This is a genomic window from Flavobacterium azizsancarii (assembly GCF_027980145.1).
Lineage (GTDB): Bacteria > Bacteroidota > Bacteroidia > Flavobacteriales > Flavobacteriaceae > Flavobacterium > Flavobacterium azizsancarii.
Window position 1 is genome coordinate 39,031 of sequence record NZ_JAMZNK010000036.1, and the last position, 17,263, is coordinate 56,293.

The 17,263-nt window shown below is 32.2% G+C and carries 16 protein-coding genes; 7 read left to right on the plus strand and 9 right to left on the minus strand.

Translation table 11 applies throughout. The annotated features are described in order from the left end of the window. Positions 1 to 10 precede the first annotated feature (10 nt). From NJT12_RS18080 to NJT12_RS18105, 6 genes are all read right to left on the minus strand, one after another. Positions 11 to 1,378: a lipopolysaccharide biosynthesis protein gene (locus NJT12_RS18080; RefSeq protein ID WP_271337327.1), complete on the minus strand. Its 1,368-nt coding sequence runs from the start codon at positions 1,376 to 1,378 to the stop codon at positions 11 to 13. Positions 1,379 to 1,729: 351 nt separating this feature from the next. After that, positions 1,730 to 2,089, minus strand: coding sequence for a hypothetical protein (locus tag NJT12_RS18085; protein ID WP_271337328.1), 360 nt, complete (start codon positions 2,087 to 2,089; stop codon positions 1,730 to 1,732). 130 nt (positions 2,090 to 2,219) lie between these two features. Further along, a complete protein-coding gene (locus NJT12_RS18090) occupies positions 2,220 to 3,176 on the minus strand; it encodes a GDP-L-fucose synthase family protein (RefSeq protein ID WP_271337329.1) in 957 nt (318 codons plus the stop codon). 2 nt (positions 3,177 to 3,178) lie between these two features. Then, positions 3,179 to 4,294: a GDP-mannose 4,6-dehydratase gene (gmd, locus tag NJT12_RS18095; protein ID WP_271337330.1), complete on the minus strand. Its 1,116-nt coding sequence runs from the start codon at positions 4,292 to 4,294 to the stop codon at positions 3,179 to 3,181. 103 nt (positions 4,295 to 4,397) lie between these two features. Beyond that, positions 4,398 to 5,402 (minus strand): mannose-1-phosphate guanylyltransferase, encoded by a 1,005-nt coding sequence (locus NJT12_RS18100; RefSeq protein ID WP_271337331.1) that lies wholly within the window; start codon positions 5,400 to 5,402, stop codon positions 4,398 to 4,400. After that, on the minus strand, positions 5,399 to 5,827 hold the full coding sequence (locus tag NJT12_RS18105) for an adenylyltransferase/cytidyltransferase family protein (RefSeq protein ID WP_271337332.1): 429 nt from the start codon (positions 5,825 to 5,827) through the stop codon (positions 5,399 to 5,401). Before NJT12_RS18105 ends, NJT12_RS18100 begins: the two co-directional genes overlap by 4 nt. A gap of 532 nt (positions 5,828 to 6,359) precedes the next feature. On the opposite strand from NJT12_RS18105, the gene NJT12_RS18110 reads away from it, so the two are divergent. From NJT12_RS18110 to NJT12_RS18120, 3 genes are all read left to right on the plus strand, one after another. Next, complete coding sequence (locus NJT12_RS18110; protein ID WP_271337333.1) at positions 6,360 to 7,757, plus strand: UDP-glucose 6-dehydrogenase; 1,398 nt, start codon at positions 6,360 to 6,362, stop codon at positions 7,755 to 7,757. Between the two features lie 249 nt (positions 7,758 to 8,006). Beyond that, the gene (locus tag NJT12_RS18115; protein ID WP_271337334.1) at positions 8,007 to 8,477 is read left to right on the plus strand and encodes a UpxY family transcription antiterminator; all 471 of its coding nucleotides are present in this window, start codon (positions 8,007 to 8,009) and stop codon (positions 8,475 to 8,477) included. Between the two features lie 27 nt (positions 8,478 to 8,504). After that, complete coding sequence (locus tag NJT12_RS18120; RefSeq protein WP_271337335.1) at positions 8,505 to 9,020, plus strand: cupin domain-containing protein; 516 nt, start codon at positions 8,505 to 8,507, stop codon at positions 9,018 to 9,020. 115 nt (positions 9,021 to 9,135) lie between these two features. Here the strand turns inward: NJT12_RS18120 and NJT12_RS18125 are convergent, their stop codons facing one another. After that, complete coding sequence (locus tag NJT12_RS18125) at positions 9,136 to 10,302, minus strand: helix-turn-helix domain-containing protein (RefSeq protein ID WP_271337336.1); 1,167 nt, start codon at positions 10,300 to 10,302, stop codon at positions 9,136 to 9,138. Between the two features lie 456 nt (positions 10,303 to 10,758). Here NJT12_RS18125 and NJT12_RS18130 point away from each other — a divergent pair, with 456 nt between their 5' ends. Further along, positions 10,759 to 11,010 carry a helix-turn-helix transcriptional regulator gene (locus NJT12_RS18130; RefSeq protein ID WP_271337337.1) on the plus strand — a complete coding sequence of 84 codons (252 nt, stop codon included), beginning with the start codon at positions 10,759 to 10,761 and terminating at the stop codon, positions 11,008 to 11,010. Between the two features lie 193 nt (positions 11,011 to 11,203). Here the strand turns inward: NJT12_RS18130 and NJT12_RS18135 are convergent, their stop codons facing one another. Further along, on the minus strand, positions 11,204 to 12,133 hold the full coding sequence (locus NJT12_RS18135; protein ID WP_271337338.1) for a helix-turn-helix domain-containing protein: 930 nt from the start codon (positions 12,131 to 12,133) through the stop codon (positions 11,204 to 11,206). A gap of 634 nt (positions 12,134 to 12,767) precedes the next feature. Here NJT12_RS18135 and NJT12_RS18140 point away from each other — a divergent pair. Together NJT12_RS18140 and NJT12_RS18145 are read left to right on the plus strand one after the other, a co-directional pair. Next, positions 12,768 to 12,968 carry a helix-turn-helix domain-containing protein gene (locus NJT12_RS18140; RefSeq protein ID WP_271337339.1) on the plus strand — a complete coding sequence of 67 codons (201 nt, stop codon included), beginning with the start codon at positions 12,768 to 12,770 and terminating at the stop codon, positions 12,966 to 12,968. 482 nt (positions 12,969 to 13,450) lie between these two features. Continuing rightward, positions 13,451 to 14,479 (plus strand): hypothetical protein, encoded by a 1,029-nt coding sequence (locus NJT12_RS18145; RefSeq protein WP_271337340.1) that lies wholly within the window; start codon positions 13,451 to 13,453, stop codon positions 14,477 to 14,479. Between the two features lie 469 nt (positions 14,480 to 14,948). On the opposite strand, the gene NJT12_RS18150 is transcribed toward NJT12_RS18145, so the two are convergent. Beyond that, positions 14,949 to 15,122 carry a hypothetical protein gene (locus NJT12_RS18150; protein WP_271337341.1) on the minus strand — a complete coding sequence of 58 codons (174 nt, stop codon included), beginning with the start codon at positions 15,120 to 15,122 and terminating at the stop codon, positions 14,949 to 14,951. A gap of 310 nt (positions 15,123 to 15,432) precedes the next feature. Between NJT12_RS18150 and NJT12_RS18155 the strand changes: the two genes are divergently transcribed. Beyond that, on the plus strand, positions 15,433 to 17,154 hold the full coding sequence (locus NJT12_RS18155; RefSeq protein WP_271337342.1) for a tetratricopeptide repeat protein: 1,722 nt from the start codon (positions 15,433 to 15,435) through the stop codon (positions 17,152 to 17,154). Positions 17,155 to 17,263 lie beyond the last annotated feature (109 nt).

Genomic DNA, 17,263 nt, shown 5'->3' on the forward strand with positions numbered 1-17,263 from the left:
TTTCCTGCAATTAATTCGCAGTAAAAGTTGCTTTACTTTTTTTTAGAATAAATTTTGCCTGATCCCATAATCCTGCGTACATTTCTTTGAAGCTAATATTAAGGAACTTATTATTGTTCCTGAGTGTATACACAAAAAGAGCAAATTCTGTGAGTACAAGCGCCAAAGGAATCAAGTTCATATTGGGTTCTATTTTAAGAAACACATAACACAATACTACTCCGGCAATCTGAGAGAGCAGAAATACGATCGTAAAGCGAACGTGTGTGTTGGTAGAAAGCGGAATCACACTTGACAATCCTGAAAGGCACGAAATCAGGAGTACAAACAACATCCCGATAAAGAAAACCTCATTGAATACTATCGCATGTTTTGTCCACTCGAGATAAATAGTTTTTCCTGTAAACAGCAGTATAACAATACAGAACAAAGTGGCTACAAATGTTATTACCAGTGATTTGTTGTAGATATTCAATATCGTTTTATAATCTTTTCTGCCGTAAGCTGCACATATTTCAGGATTGATCGATGTCGATAACATATTCATCATCTGACGAAGAAAATTAACCAGCGTTCTTGTTGTAGTAAAAACAACTAAAAAAGCACCTCCTAAAAGTATATTAACTACAAATACCATCCCCTGACTGGAAACGGCCTGCCCCAACGGAAAAAACATAAAGGCAAGAGACGGTTTCATAATCGATTTGAAAACTGCTCCGTCAAAATTGCGCAGGTAAAGCCCTGATGCAAATGTTTTTCTGGAACTCAAATGCTTGAACAAAATTCCTGCTAAAGAAGGAATCAGGTATATGGTAAGCATTAAAATGATATCCATTTTAAAAAAGATCCCGCAAAAAAGTATCACCAACTCCGCCATACGTATCAGGTTATCAGCGACTATGACAACATGGGTTCGCGATGTAGCCCTGAAGATACCGTGATACACTCTGCCGTACATCATGGCAAAAACTTCGCACAAAAGTAAAACAAAGGCAACAGAGGTTTCTTTTTCAGTAAAATGTTCTACACCAAGCATTCCTTTGAAGCCCCAAAGCGCATAGATCAAACCAGAAATTAAAATAAATACCCCAAATACAGCTAAAACAAATAAGAAAGCATTGGTTTGTAATTTTAAGCAAGTATCGTAATCCTTTTGATTGTATTTGATCACGAATTCATTATTACTTGCCCGGTTGAGCCCCATATCAGTCATCGCAAAAAACGAAGAAAGCGCTGTAATTAAGATCCAATCAGCATATTTATCGATTCCCCAGTACATAATAAATAAAGGAACCATGGCGATTTGGTTCATAAAACTAACCCCCATCCCGAATATACTTGCTGCGAAATTTTTTACTATTGACTCATAGACTGACATAATTGTACATAATTTTAAGATTTTAATAGATGAGAGCTGCTGAAATAAAATATTCCTATACAGTCAGAAAAGAACAAGCAGACCCAAAGAATACGGTGTACTTACATCTTACTATAAGTACATCAGCTGCAAGCATTAACACGGTTTTAATTATACCCCAAAACAATTAAAAGAAAATTAGATACTACTATTAAGAAGATTGATCTTTTGTGTCAATGATAGGAGATTCCGCAGTCAATGGGTCTTTCATTGTTCTGTCTGATACTGTAATCAGCTATGGTTATTGTGGTTTTTTGTAATATTGAGACGGGATTTTAAAACTTAATACGGGAGTATTTTTTAGTACATTGATCAATTAACTAAATTAAATGTTTCATCAAAATACACCCGTAAATCATCTCTATATCCCCTTTTTGTTTCGAGACAGTCCAATACTCCGACGTTTTTTATATTCCCAAACTTATTGACGAATTTAGGACAGTGATTGCAAATTAATAACTGAATTCCGTGTGTGTATAACCTTAACAAATCGATCAGATCATCTTCAGAATAAAACACAAAAACAATCAGCGAAAGCTCTGTGTTTATTTCATTTCCATAAATAATCGCCTTTTTATTGCCCGTTAGAAATTTGATGTCTTTGAATTCATATTTTAAAAATCTCGAAAAATAATGAAAGTCATCAAAAACCAATACTTTACTTTGATCCATATTTTTTAATTTTAAAAATTAATGTTTCATTAAAAATATTTGAAACTATTATTACTACTTCAACTGCTTTTCTTAAGATGAAAAAATAAAAATTCAGAATTATTAACTTCCTGACATTTTTGAAATCAGACTAAAAAGAAACTTTTTTTACGTTGTCTACATTGGCCAAAAACCAGTTGTATGTTTCCTCAATTCCTTCTTCTAAGGCGATCTGATGTTTCCATCCTAATTGGTTCATTTTAGAACTATCCATTAGTTTTCTTGGTGTTCCGTCCGGTTTTGTGGTATCCCATATAATTTGTCCCCTGTGTCCCACAATTTGCTGTATTGTCCAGGCCAGTTTTTCAATACTCAAATCCTCACCCGTTCCTACATTGTAGAGATAATCAGGAAGTTGATTTTCTAAAGCAAACACAACCGCCTGTGCCATATCATCTACAAAAAGAAACTCCCTCATTGGCGTTCCTGTTCCCCAAAGGGTTACAGGTGAATGATCGTTTTCTTTAGCCTCATGAAATTTGCGTATCATAGCAGGTAAAACGTGCGAACTCGTAAGGTCAAAATTATCATGGATTCCGTAGAGATTCGTTGGCATCAAACTCACGTAATCTTTTCCAAATTGTTTTCGGATAGCTTCACAAGATTTAATCCCTGAAATCTTAGCTAAAGCATACCATTCATTAGTTGGTTCAAGCGAATCTGTCAGTAGATATTCTTCTAACAAGGGCTGCGGCGCCATTTTAGGATAGATACAAGAACTTCCTAAAAAAACAAACTTCTCTATTCCTGCATGTAAGGCAGTATCAATAAGGTTGTTCTGGATCTGCATATTCTCCATAATAAATTGATATGGGTAATCTTTGTTTGCCAGAATCCCTCCTACTTTTGCGGCCGCATCGATAATGGCATCCAGTTTTTCTTTGGCTATAAATGTTCTGACAGCTTCCTGATTGCGCAAGTCTAATTCCTGACTTGACTGACCAATCAGATTCGAATATCCTTTCTTTTCTAATGCTCTCCAAACTGCTGAACCTACCATACCACGATGTCCGGCAATATATATTTTTGCTGTTTTATCTAAACCCATTTTTATTCGTAATAGTTCATTGTTTGATATCCCGCTTCTTCCAGATGATGGTCTTTTTTCATCAGTTTCACATCTGATTCCATCATGTCAGTTACTAAATCCTGTAAATCATATTCCGGAATCCAGCCTAATTTAGTATTGGCTTTGGTTGCATCACCAATTAGCAATTCGACTTCTGTTGGACGGAAATAACGAGGATTTACAGCTAAAACTTCTTTTCCTATTTCGATTTGATAATCCGGATTACGGCAAACTGCGACATAAGCCTTTTCGTCTACACCAGTACCTGTAAACGCTAATTCTACCCCAACGTGCGCAAAACTCATTTTGACAAATTCACGAACCGGAGTTGTAGTACCTGTTGCAATAACCCAATCTTCTGCCTCATCAGCCTGAAGAATCATCCACATCATACGTACATAATCCTTGGCGTGTCCCCAGTCTCTTTGGGCATCAAGATTACCCAGATAAAATTTGTCCTGTAATCCTAATGCAATTCTGGAAACCGCACGTGTAATTTTTCTGGTTACAAACGTTTCTCCACGAATAGGAGATTCATGATTGAATAAGATACCATTGCAGGCATACATTCCGTAAGCTTCTCTGTAGTTTACCGTGATCCAGTACGCGTACATTTTTGCAACTGCATACGGGGAACGAGGATAAAAAGGCGTTGTTTCTGATTGAGGAACTTCTTGTACTTTTCCGTATAACTCAGATGTAGAAGCCTGATAAATACGGGTTTTCTTTTCTAATCCCAACAAACGAACTGCGTCTAAAACACGAAGTGTCCCTAAACCATCAGCGTTTCCTGTATATTCCGGAATCTCAAAAGAAACCTGAACATGGCTCATTGCTGCCAGATTATAAATCTCATCGGGCTGAATTTGCTGAATCAAACGAATTAGATTCGTACTATCCGTCATATCGCCATAATGCAGTATAAAACTTTGATTGTTTACGTGCGGATCCTGATATAAATGGTCTATACGATCAGTATTAAATAAAGAACTTCTGCGTTTTACACCATGAACGATGTACCCTTTCTTTAATAAAAACTCACTTAAATAAGCGCCATCCTGACCAGTTACCCCTGTTATTAGTGCTACTTTAGCCATAATTATTTATCTATTATTTTATTTTGATTTTTACTTTTCATCTTCAGTACAGATGAATTTTGCCTTTTACTTAATCTAGTCTCATCATCAATTGACTAATCTCCTAGATGAGACAAGAGCCTGATAATTCCAGTTGCTGATATACCTCTTTAACCCCTTGCGAATGCTTTTTTTGCAAAACCAAAAGTGCGTCAGGAGTATGCACCAGAAGGCAATCTTCTAAACCTACAAAAGCCGTATGCACATCAGAACCAATCACAATATTTCCGTTCACATCTGCTGAATGTCCGTTTTGCATCAAATAATCATAAACAGCCTCAAAAGATCCCAAATCAGACCATTCGAAATGCGTAGCGACTACTTTTATATTTTTACTTCGTTCCATTACAGCATAGTCAACACTGATAGAAGGAATTTTAAGAGATAATTCATAATTCAGCAAGCCGTCGACATTATCCTGCCAAACCAGTTGGGCGCTTTTATAAAGTTCCGGCTCCTGCACTTTTAATTCTTCTAAAAAGAAACCTGCTTTGAAACAGAATAAACCACTGTTCCATAAAAACCTTCCGCTTTCTGTAAAAGATATTGCCTTTTCTAAGTTTGGTTTTTCATGAAATGCCAATACTGTATCGCCATCAAATTCAATATACCCATAGCCCGTTTCCGGTCTTAAAGGCTGAATCCCAAAAGTGACCAGAAAATTGTTTTTTGCCAATGCTATTGCCTGATCCAATCCGGCTTTATATTGTTTTTCTCCTTCTATGATATGATCAGATGGTGTTACGATCAAAATATCGTCCGGATGTGCATTAAATGCCGCAAAAGCGATTGCTGCTGCTGTATTTCTTGGCGTAGCTTCGATAATATGCGTAAAAGGAATAGCCAGTTTTTTCATGACATTCTCTGTCAAATGACTATTATCCCTGTTGCCAACTACCACAACATCATCTGCTACCGCTGCATTTCGTTCTAAAGTCAATTCAAATAAAGATTTACCTTCAAATAAATCCAAATACTGTTTTGGCTGGTTTTTACGCGACAAAGGCCATAACCTGCTTCCTACTCCTCCCGTTAGAACAACATGTATAATTTTATTCGCTGAACTCATATTTTCTCATTTAATAATTCAATCTGAAAAACCTCTCTGCGCAAATTAGAACTTGAAAAACGATGGTCTCTCGTATTAAAATAAAGCACGATTCCCTTCTCTTCGCAATAGTTTCTGCCTGTAAAATCCCTTTCCTTATATTCATCGCCCACAATACGCACATCGATCTGAAAGGCTTTTAATATATCTTCTAAATCCTGTTCTGTGGTATAAGGCACAATTTCATCAACAAACTTACAGGCCTTCAATTGAATGTAACGTTCTACGACTGTCTGTGTGGGTTTGTTTTTTGTAGGCCTGTCAATAGTTGGATCAGTTTGTAATCCAACAATCAAATAATCACAATGTAATTTCGCTTCTTCAAGCATTTTCACATGACCTGCATGCAATAAATCAAAAGCACTAAAGGTTATTCCTGTTTTCATAATAACTAAATATTGGTTTTTGCTGATATAAATGAGTGCAATAAATAAGTCGGGATATAAAAGATTTTTGAACAAAAATTTCAAAATTGAACAAGGGTTCCCCGTGAATAGTTACATTTTACTATCCCTCAAAAAAAAATAAAGCTTATTATTTTTATGACTTATTATGTTTGGAAAAAAGCTGGAAAGCGACTACAAAAAAACGACTCCCAACAGGGCAAAAATAAGGCAGACTCAGAAAAATCGAAACTCAATTTGGTGGTTTAAAAGTCTTAATAAGGAATAATTACAATTGAAAAGAACGCGAAAAGCAAGAAAACAGAATTAATTTCACGTACCCATATATTAAACGCAGTCAGAACAAAAAAGAAGCTGTTTTTCAGAATTTATTGAGCAAAACAGAATCTATATTCAGCTAACAATAAGTCATTTATCAGATATAATACACCTTTATATAGTAATGTGTATTTTAAGAAAAGTCAAGTATCAATACATATCAATTTAACACACAAAGAAGAACAGATAAAATACTATGAAAACTAAAATTACCAAAATTTGCTGTATCGGTGCTGGTTATGTTGGCGGGCCAACGATGGCAGTAATTGCTAAAAAATGTCCACACATACAAGTAACGGTTGTTGACTTAAATACAGAACGCATTGCGGCATGGAATGATAAAGATGTAGCAAACATTCCGATTTACGAACCAGGACTTAGTGCAATCGTAGAAGAAGCCAGAGGAAGAAACTTATTTTTTTCTACCGATGTTGAAAAAGCAATAGAAGAAGCCCAGATTATTTTTATCTCTGTAAATACACCAACGAAAACTTACGGAAAAGGAAAAGGAAAAGCGGCTGACTTAAAATATATTGAACTTTGCGCCAGACAAATTGCAAAAATTTCAAAAGATGATAAAATTGTAGTAGAGAAATCAACTTTGCCGGTACGAACAGCGGAGGCAATCAAGAGTATTCTGGACAACACCGGAAACGGCGTACAATTTCAGATTTTATCTAATCCTGAATTTCTGGCAGAAGGAACTGCTGTAACTGATTTACTGCATCCGGACAGAATCCTGATTGGCGGCGAAACTACTCCGGAAGGACAAGAAGCGATACAGGCATTGGTTGATGTTTATAGCAATTGGGTTCCTGAAGAAAAAATACTGACTACAAATGTATGGTCATCAGAATTGTCTAAGTTAACTGCTAATGCTTTTCTGGCACAGCGAATTTCTTCGATAAACGCTTTGTCTGAACTTTGCGAAAAAACCGGTGCTGATGTAAATGAAGTGGCAAAAGCAATTGGAATGGATAGTAGAATTGGACCTAAATTTCTAAAAGCATCTGTGGGATTTGGAGGTTCTTGTTTTCAAAAAGACATTTTAAATTTAGTTTATATCGCAAAATCATACGGACTGGATGAAGTGGCTGATTATTGGGAACAGGTTATTATTATGAATGATTATCAGAAAAAAAGATTTTCGACCAAAATAACGCAGACCTTATATAATACGGTTGCTGATAAAAAAATAACGTTTTTTGGCTGGGCTTTCAAAAAAGATACCAATGATACCAGAGAATCGGCTGCTATTTATGTCGCAGATGACCTAATTGCAGAACAAGCTAAAATTGCCGTTTATGATCCTAAGGTAAGCAGGGAAAAAATACTGGCAGATCTAGATTACTTAAAAACCAGATCGCAGGAAGAAAATACAGCAAGTTTAGTTTCTTACGAGAATCCATATGAGGCTTGTCAGGAATCGCATGCTATTGCAGTTTTGACAGAATGGGATGAATTTACGACGTATGACTGGCAAAAAATATTTGACTCGATGCTAAAACCTGCTTTTGTATTTGATGGCAGAAATATTTTGAACAAAACGGATCTGGAATCTATTGGGTTCATTTATCAGGCAATTGGTTCCTAGTATTTTATAGCAAAAAAAAGTTGGGTGTAATTTGTAAAAACACAGAACATAGCTGTTGATGACTAAAAAAAGGCGTTTCATTTAGTTATAATACACAAAGTTACTATATGAAGAAATGTATTTCTTTCAAGGTTCTTTTTTACGCATAAAATCTATGTTTCTATGTGTTTTATTATTATTTAAATTACATCCAAGGAGTTGGGAAAAGACTAAAAATCATCTTGTAAAATTCATAAACAATATATAATAATGAACTGGTACGTTGTATATACAAAACCAAAATGGGAGAAAAGAGTGGCTGACCAATTGATGCAATTGGGCGTAAACTGCTATTGTCCTGTTATAAAAACAATAAAGCAATATTCAGACAGAAAGAAAAAGGTCGAAGTGCCTCTTTTTACTAACTATATATTTGTTCAACTGGATGAAAAAGACAGAAATTTAGTTTTTTTGTCCCGTGGTGCTGTCCGTTATTTATATTGGTTAGGAAAACATGCCATTGTAAAAGACAAAGAAATCGACACGATAAAAGAATGGCTTGCTAAAGATGCAGATATTAGTATTACCCAATATAATGTAGGCGAAACCATTAAAGTAAATTCAGGTCCTTTCTTAAATCATGATGCAGTGATCAAGGAAGTAACCAATTCTCACTATGTCCTTATTTTAGAATCTCTGGGTTGTGTATTGAAAATGAAGCACAAACCTGAAGAAAATTAAACGAGGAACTAATAAACAATAAATAAAATGGATTTTAATTTATCTAAAGAAACAGACAAGGAAACAGTATTCATAAAGATTGCTTCGTTTTTGAAAGATCAAAATTTTGAAATAGTACAACAGGATGCGACAAGACCCTGGGGAGGCTTTTTTGTAATTGATGAAAAACAAGCACAAGCATTTGCCTCACAATTTTTTCCACATTTGCAAATGTCAGAAATTCAGATTACCAATAAATTGAGTCCAAAGATTTTGATTGTCGCACCAAATAAACGATTGTCCTGGCAATATCACTTTAGAAGGGCCGAAATCTGGACGATCCTCTCTGGTCCTGTTGGTGTAAAAACCAGTGAGACTGATGAAGAACAAGAACTTCAGATACTTGATGATGGTCAATTTATACAGATGAACAAAGGAGAACGCCACCGCCTGACAGGATTGGATTCCTGGGGAATTGTCGCTGAAATCTGGCAACACACTGATCCGGATAACCCATCTGATGAAGATGACATTGTACGGTTACAGGATGATTTTGGAAGATAGTAAACACTACTTTCATAAAAACAAAAGCCATAAATCTTTATAAAATAAGATTTATGGCTTTTATCAGTAATACGGTTTAAGTGATTTTATTTCAAATTGAATCTCTACAATAGTATCACTTCACTTTCTTTTTAATATAAACCTGAGGCGAGATTCCTGTAACTTCTTTAAAAGTGGTATAAAACGGACTATAGGACGAGAATCCTACTTTACTTGCCAAAGATTCTATAGTATTTGACTTTAAATAATCTTTTTCTATTAGTTGTAATGCATCATGTATTCGCACTATTTTCTTGAATTCTGTAAAACTTACCTTCGACACGTACTTAAAAACAAATGTTAGATGGCTTTTTGGTATTTTAAGTTTATTGGCAATATCATTGATAGATGCATTTGGGTTTCTAAAAATTTCATATTTAAAAACCAGTTTCTCAATATCGTGAATATAGCTGCTTGTATATTCTGCAATTTTTTTACTCAGGGCCCTGTCCTGAACATTACTTATTTCATCTGAAGAATCCAGTATCCATAAATCTTTTAGAATAAAAGTAGATTTATTATGTTGCTTTATTTTATCGTGCATCACGTTGTAGCCATACAATATTTCAGGCGTAAACAAGATTTTAAAATACAGGATGTTGAGTAATAATGCAGGAAAAAATTTATAGCTGTTTAATTCACTATTATTTGGAGATTTCAAATTCATCGTAATAACCACAATGAGATGAAAAACAATTAAACAGTATAAATAAAAAATAAAAAACGACCACTGTTTTAATATCCTATTCTGTTTGATATTGATAAGATCCGGTTCTCTATTCCATATTTTGTTTTTCAGGAAACTATACGAAATCGTATTATAATAAATAATGTAAGCTTCAAACATAATAGAAAAAAACAACTTAATCCAAAACGGCGGAATCATTACAATAAGAAACCGCTTTGCAGCTAAATTCAATAGTACTAAAAATATGGGAAGAATAAAATGCGTCAGCTCCTTATAGTTGAATTTTTTACTGTCCTTATCTATATTGACAAAATACAAATACATTGCCGGAATAATAACAATTAGAAAAGGATAATATGGGTAATGTCCTTTTTGAGATAAGCGCAAAATATCAAAACCATCCAGACCTATGAATAAAAAATTTAAGGCTAAAAGCTTAAAAGAAAGCAATAAATAAATATTTAATAATTTATTGTATTTAAACTGCATTATTATAATTATAAAACAGATTAAACCAAGTAATCCTGAAAATAGATAAAAAAGGTTAATCAGCATTTTTTAGTATCGTTTTTTTGAATGAAATTTGATTTTTTTTTAAATGTAACAAAATTTATTACCGTTAAAATGTAATAATTTTTATGAGCCGAAAATTTGATTTTTTTTTTTATAAATACAAAATAAAAAATTACATTTTTAACAATATATCTATAATTCTGGTAATCAAATATTAGTTTGTTTTTTTGTAATAAACGTACTATTTATTCATTCGGATTTTATGAAATATATTTTCTTATTAGCAAAAAGTACACCGATTATTCTGTTTTTTTTTACATAGATCTCCTTATAATTGATTTTGTAATAAAAACCTTTTTTTTATGTATTTGGTCCTTACTAAGTGTTAAAATGTCCTTTTTAAGGAATTAAAGTTACAGTTGCAACGAAAAAAAAAAAACGAAATATCTACTTTTGGAACTAATGTAGCTAAAGTAAGTTAATTACAAGTTTTATAAGATGAATCATGCTGTGTACAAGAATATAAAAAAAATAAGAGAATTAAAAAACCTAACCCGCGACCATGTTGCCGATGAGCTTAAAATGAGCACTAGTGGTTATGGAAAAATTGAACGTGGAGAAGTCGATTTGACTGTATCCAAATTAGAAAAAATTGCAGAAGTACTTGATGTGTCAATTGAGTTTATATTTAGATTTGATGTTTCACTTTTCTTTGAAAATAGAACGAATAGAAAAAAAGACCTTTTTTAAAGAACTATCTGCAAGTTATTTCCCCCAATCTAATACTTAATATATAGTATATAGAATATAAAAACACGCATACGCTCAAGAGCTATCATATCATGTAGAAAAAACAAGTATTTACAGAAAACTCAATTTTTATAATTTAGAAAAACAGAATTACCTGATAACAAAAGTTCTTTAAAAAGAAAAAAAACTCTTTTTATTCGCTTTCGTTTTGGCTAATTTTAGCTCTCAATAAGTTATGATAGTCTAAAGGCGTATTGCCTGTGTGTTTTTTAAAACTCCTGTAGAAAGGATCATAAGAAGCAAATCCTACTTCCTTGCTTAAATAATTAAGCGTGTTCGTTTGTAAATAATTATTTTTTATCAGAATAGTCGCATAATGTATTTTTATCATTTTTTTGAACTCTACAAAGGAGACGCTCGAATGGTATTTAAATATATAATTTAGATGGCTTTTTGGGATTTTTAATTCACTTGATAAATTTTCAATTTTTATATCTGATCGAAAAAAAAAGTTATCGTTATGAATAAGCAGCTCAATTTGAGCAATATAAGTTGACAGACTTGGATCTATTTTTCTTTTCAAAAGCTGGTCCTGAATGCCGGTTGGGTTAGTTTTATCTGAAAGAATCCAAATGGTGCGGAATTTTAAAGGATTATTCTCCACTTCATTGATTTTACTTTTCAGGTGTGTATAACCGTAGAATATCTCAGGACAGCATACTATTTTACAACACATTATCAATAACATTATACAGCTTACAGGCTGGTATATTGAATCTGTTTCTTTTAGATCCTTGAACCAATACAGTATTAGTGGGGCAAAAGTTATAATCATGATTTCCAGATAAATAAATCTTGTCCATTTAGACAACAATGTATTTTTCAACGAATTAGAGTTTTCCTGTTTTTTATCCCATATACTTCTGTATAAAATGACAGAACAGAGATAAATATAAGTCAATATAAAGGCACTAAAGAAATAGTAAATAATATCACTAAGGCAAAAATGCGGGAACTTGTTTTGAAGGGTGTTTTTAAATACTAAAACCAGAAAATAAACTAATGGAAAAATACTATGCAATACAATTTTATTCGTCCCTACTTTACTTTTCTTGTTAGACAAGTTTTTAAAATAGAGATAAATTATAGGTAATATCAGAACCGAAACACTTGATTCAAAATAAAAATTAGTAAGGATTGCCTTTTTAAAAAAAAGAAGATTTAATCCCATTCCCAATTGAGTGAAAGAGATTAACATCATAAATAAAACAAAATAGATATTTATGGCTTGGTTGGATTTATAATTTTTAAGTATGATTGATGAAACCGTTGTTCCAAATATTCCAGCAATAAATAAAAGAAGAATCAGATGGATTTCCACAAAAAAGAGTAATTAGATGATGGTGTAAATTTAAAAAATATATATTTAAACATAAATCTACAGCTCGTTAATATTTTGATAATATAATGACTTTTCAATCTAATTAATTCCTTAAAAATGGACAAATAAAATACTGAAAATCAATTGTTTGTTTTTTACGATCATTATTTTTTTTTTCATAACTTTAAAACCTGATTTTTATCATTTCAATTAACAGTTTTTAATTTTAGAAAACATGCTAAAAATTTAAAAATTTTAATTTAAAACAAAGTACTTAATCTGAGTGTTTTTTGATACTATTTTTAATAAATAGATTTGCGCTAAATTGTTTTAAACAATAATTTAAGTATTAATTTTTTAATTCATTTAAGTAATTATGGTTGGTCTAAAAATTAAGGAAATTAGAGAACGCAATAAGTTAAGCAGAGAGTATGTTGCCATTCAAATGGAGATGTCTTTAAGTCAATACAGCAAAATTGAAACAGAAAATGTAGATTTAAAATTATCTAAACTTGATAAATTAGTAAAAATTATTGGCGCAAAAAAAAGTGAACTTTTTACTTTGGATTATAAATAGAATCTCTTGTTTATCATTTAAATTATTACCTTCAAATTATCTCTAAAAAAACCTCAAAAAAATAAAGCAAATGTATCTGTATTTAAACTTTTACACGGGTAAGTTTAAGTAAAAGATCAAATCGTCTTTGCATTATTAGTGCTGATAAATTAAGCACTTGTAAAGTAAAAGGCAACAATTTATCCTTTATCTCAAAAAAAAACCTTCAATATCTAACGACTTTGGAGGTTTTTTATTTTTGGTTATCATTAAAAATGCATTAACACATCATTTTTTATACAATTCGATGAAACATTAGTTGAAATAGGTGTACGAAATTGTTCTTATTTCAATTTCAAAAAAGTTGTAAATTGTAGTAAAAATATTTCTTATATTCGCTCAAAGAAATGTCTGTTTATTAGACGTCAACTTAAAAAACGTTGATTTAATCTCATTTTATGGCTTGTATAGACGAGTTGTATTTCATTTTATAATTTCAATCTATGAATCCAAGTTTTAAGAAGGAAACCAAGTGGGGAAATTTTGGTGGTAATATTAATATCTATCAAAATCTGGTCGAATCAGATATTGAAAAACTAATTCAGGAGAAAGAAATACATTCGTTACAGTTCTATACTTTTGAAAATCCCTCAACAGAAACTTGGGAAACTTTAAATAAATTTTACAAGAAATCCCCTCAAATCGGATTGACGTTATTATGGCATGCTATCATTGACTTTGAATTTCTAAGTAAAATTCCAAATGTTAGAAATTTTAGTGTAAAATCATATCTAACAAAAGACTTTAAGCCAATTGAAACCCTGGAGCTTACTAAACTTCATTTAGGCGAAACAAAATCAATTGCAATTAATATCGATTTCATCAAAAATTTTAAGGATTTAGAAATTCTTAATATAGATGGGATGAAAAAGGGAATTGAAAACATTCAGTATTTGACAAAAATTACTTCACTGAATTTAAGGGGGATTAAACTTAAAAATTTAAATTGGATTAGCAGTTTAAAAGAATTGAAACTCTTGAAGCTAATGTTTGGCAGTTATCAATCATTAGAATCTTTAGCAGAATTAAGGAATTTAGAGTATCTAGGTGTTAGCAGAGTGCGACAAATAGACAATTATGATTTTCTGGAAGGACTTAGTAGTTTAAAATTTTTACACTTTGAAGGTTTATCAACTATGCATTCTTTACCAAGTCTTGCAGGAGTGAAAAATTTAAAAAAATTACAAATTGATAATTTATCAAAGCTGGAAAATATAAAGGAAATTGAAAATCTTGAAAATCTCGAGGAACTGTTATTTATATTTCCTGAAAATTTTAAAGCATTGGATCGAAATTTATTATTAGACCAACTATTTGATATCGCATTAAAATTACCCAACTTAAAAATGACGAATCTTTTGTTTTGGAAAGAACATAAAAAATATAACGTTTTACTTGAAAAAGGCGTCAAAGCTTATGAACATTCAAAAAGTAACTATCAGCAAAATACTCAGGGCGGCTGGGTGTTATAAAAAAACAATCCAAAAGCATGTTTAATTAGATCGAATCTCTAATTATTTTTTTCGTATTTTTAGGTTAAACAACCAAACAAGTAAGATTTACTTGTCTGGTTAATCACTTAGGATAACAGATACTTTGGATTTCTGGACGCATGTAACACGCAGGAATGCATTAGAAATAAATCTAGACGGTTATCAGTATGCTTTTAGAACCAGAATGATTCATTCATTTTCAAGAATAATGATCAAAAAAAAACATCCTGCCTGGAATAAAGAAATTTGGGGCGAACCGATTAATTTTGCTGATATGGTGGCGACGAGCATCGGCTGACGCTGTCAATACTACTAATTTAGTGGCTTATTCCTGATTTGAAAAAACTATATTTCCCGAATCTACCATATTGGTCAATCGCAGCGAATTGCCTGAGAATACGGATTTAACTGAAAGCTTAAACTCGTATTATTAACCACCTTGATTGATCTATTCACTGGTAATCCAACACCAGATGAAAGCGGCATTGAAACCTGAACTGATTCCCATATGTACATAATCCTGTGCATTTACGCAATTGAAAGAACATAGTCGTAACCAAAGAGAAAGTAGTTTTATCAATTTGTCTTTTCCGTAAGAATCCAAAATTAGACTACTTACCATTTTTATTTGAAAAACCGGGGTGGACATTAGGGTGGACATTTAAAACGTTATCCAAAAAAAACAATACCTATAAACAACTAAAAACCAATTACATAAAATCTTAATTAAATTGAAACAAAAATTAAGTTATAACAATTTCATATATCTGTACTCAGATCTATTATAGAAAACAGGTAGAAATCTATAATTTTCAATAAATAATTTTACTTTCGTAGTTCTTATTTAGCTCTTTCTTAGAAAATTTAGAATAAAACTATTTTTAAAAAATACTAATATTATTACCTTTAGCCCTACTTTAACTCTCCTTCAAATGCAAAAATCTTTGGGTCTGTTGCGCTTCTTTTTTGTTATTTGTCTTCATCTAGTTTTTACATTATCTGTTGAGGCCAATAATGCTGCCGAACCTTTAAATAAAATTATTCGATCTTATCGCAACTGTGATTTAGACTGTTTAGAATTAAAATTCACAGATTTTAAACATAAGTACCCTAACGAAAATCCGGAAGTCTTAGAAGTGCTTTACCTCGCCTTGAGCGCTGAGAAACAATCTTTGCAAATTGATCATAAAAATAATAAAAGCGAGATTTTATATCGAAAAGCTGTAACACTCGCAAAAAAATTAAAGCGTGAAGACTTAATCATTTGGACTGAAACTCACTTTGGTTTTTATTATTACAAATACAATAATCCTATTCAGGCATTGCCCTATTTCCTGGAGACTTTTCAAAAAATAGAAAATGAATCTAAAGGTGATTTGCTCGAAGCCGAAATTGTACTAAAAAAAAATGCCTATTATTTTGGCTCTATTGAAGATTATAAAGTAGAAGAAATATACCTTAAAGAGGCCTTAAAATTCTCTACTCCAAATTCTGAAAATTACACGGAGATACTCAATAATTTAGGAATGTCTTATCTAAAACAAAACCAAGCTGATAAGGCAGAGCAATACTTTATACAGACCCGCGATCTAGCATTACAGAATAAACAAGAAGTTCGTTATGCCAAAGCTTTAGGAGAATTGTCCAAAATTTATGTACTTCGAAATGATTTCTCAATGGCGCAAAGGCTTTTACTGGAAGATATTGCCCTCTCAAAACAAAACAATAGCGATCGAAATACCATGTATGCCCAAATTCAATTGGGTAAACTGTATGTATCACAAAAAGATCCTGACAATGCAGATAGTGTACTAAAAGAAGCAAGAAATTACGTGAGAACCAAAGCTCATCTTGCAAGTTTTGAATATGAAATAACAGAATTATTACTTGCGATTGCCCTACATAAAAAAGACTTAATAAGCGAACTACACTTTCGCAGATCCTTAGACTCTCTGAATAAAGTAGTTGCCTTAACTGATGGAGACCCTGCTATCGACAGATTGAATTTACAGGCACAAAAGGAGCGAATTAAATCACAATTAGAAATTGAGCAAACCAAATTGGAGAAAGCCTCACTATTACAATGGACCTGGATTACTATAAGTGTTTTATTACTCATCATATTGATTCTAATTTATGTCGTATACAATCGAAAGTTAAAACTTCAGGGAATTGCCTTTGAGAAAAATATTTTATCTGCTCAGTTGGCTAAAATTCAATCAGAGAAAAAACTCCATGAAACTCATGCCTCCTTAAGCTCTTATAAAATTTATTTGTCTGAAAAAAATGACCAGCTAACAAAGTTAGAACGAGAAATAAAGAAACTCAAAAATCTTTCAAAACCAGCTTCTTCACGGGTAAAAGAAAAAAACCTGCAAGAACTTTTGGAATCTCATTTAATGACTCAGGAAAATTGGCTGCGTTTTAAAGCTATTTTTATTGAAGAACAGCCTGATTATTACCACTACTTAATCGAGAAGTTCCCTAATCTGACAGAAGCCAATTTACGAATCATACTATTGCAAAAAATTGGGTTGAAAAATCTGGAAACAGCACAAATACTGGGTATTACTCTGGAGGCCGTAAAAAAAGCCAAACAGCGATTGAAAAAACGGTATGAATTAAACTATACTGATGTTTTTAACGAGCAATAAGAGGCTGTCCGAAAAGTAATTTCGGGCAGTTTTTTTTTGTTTTACACATTGATTTTTCTTATATTTAAGTACTAAAATCAATGATTATGCAGCCAGTTTTTAAGCCTCA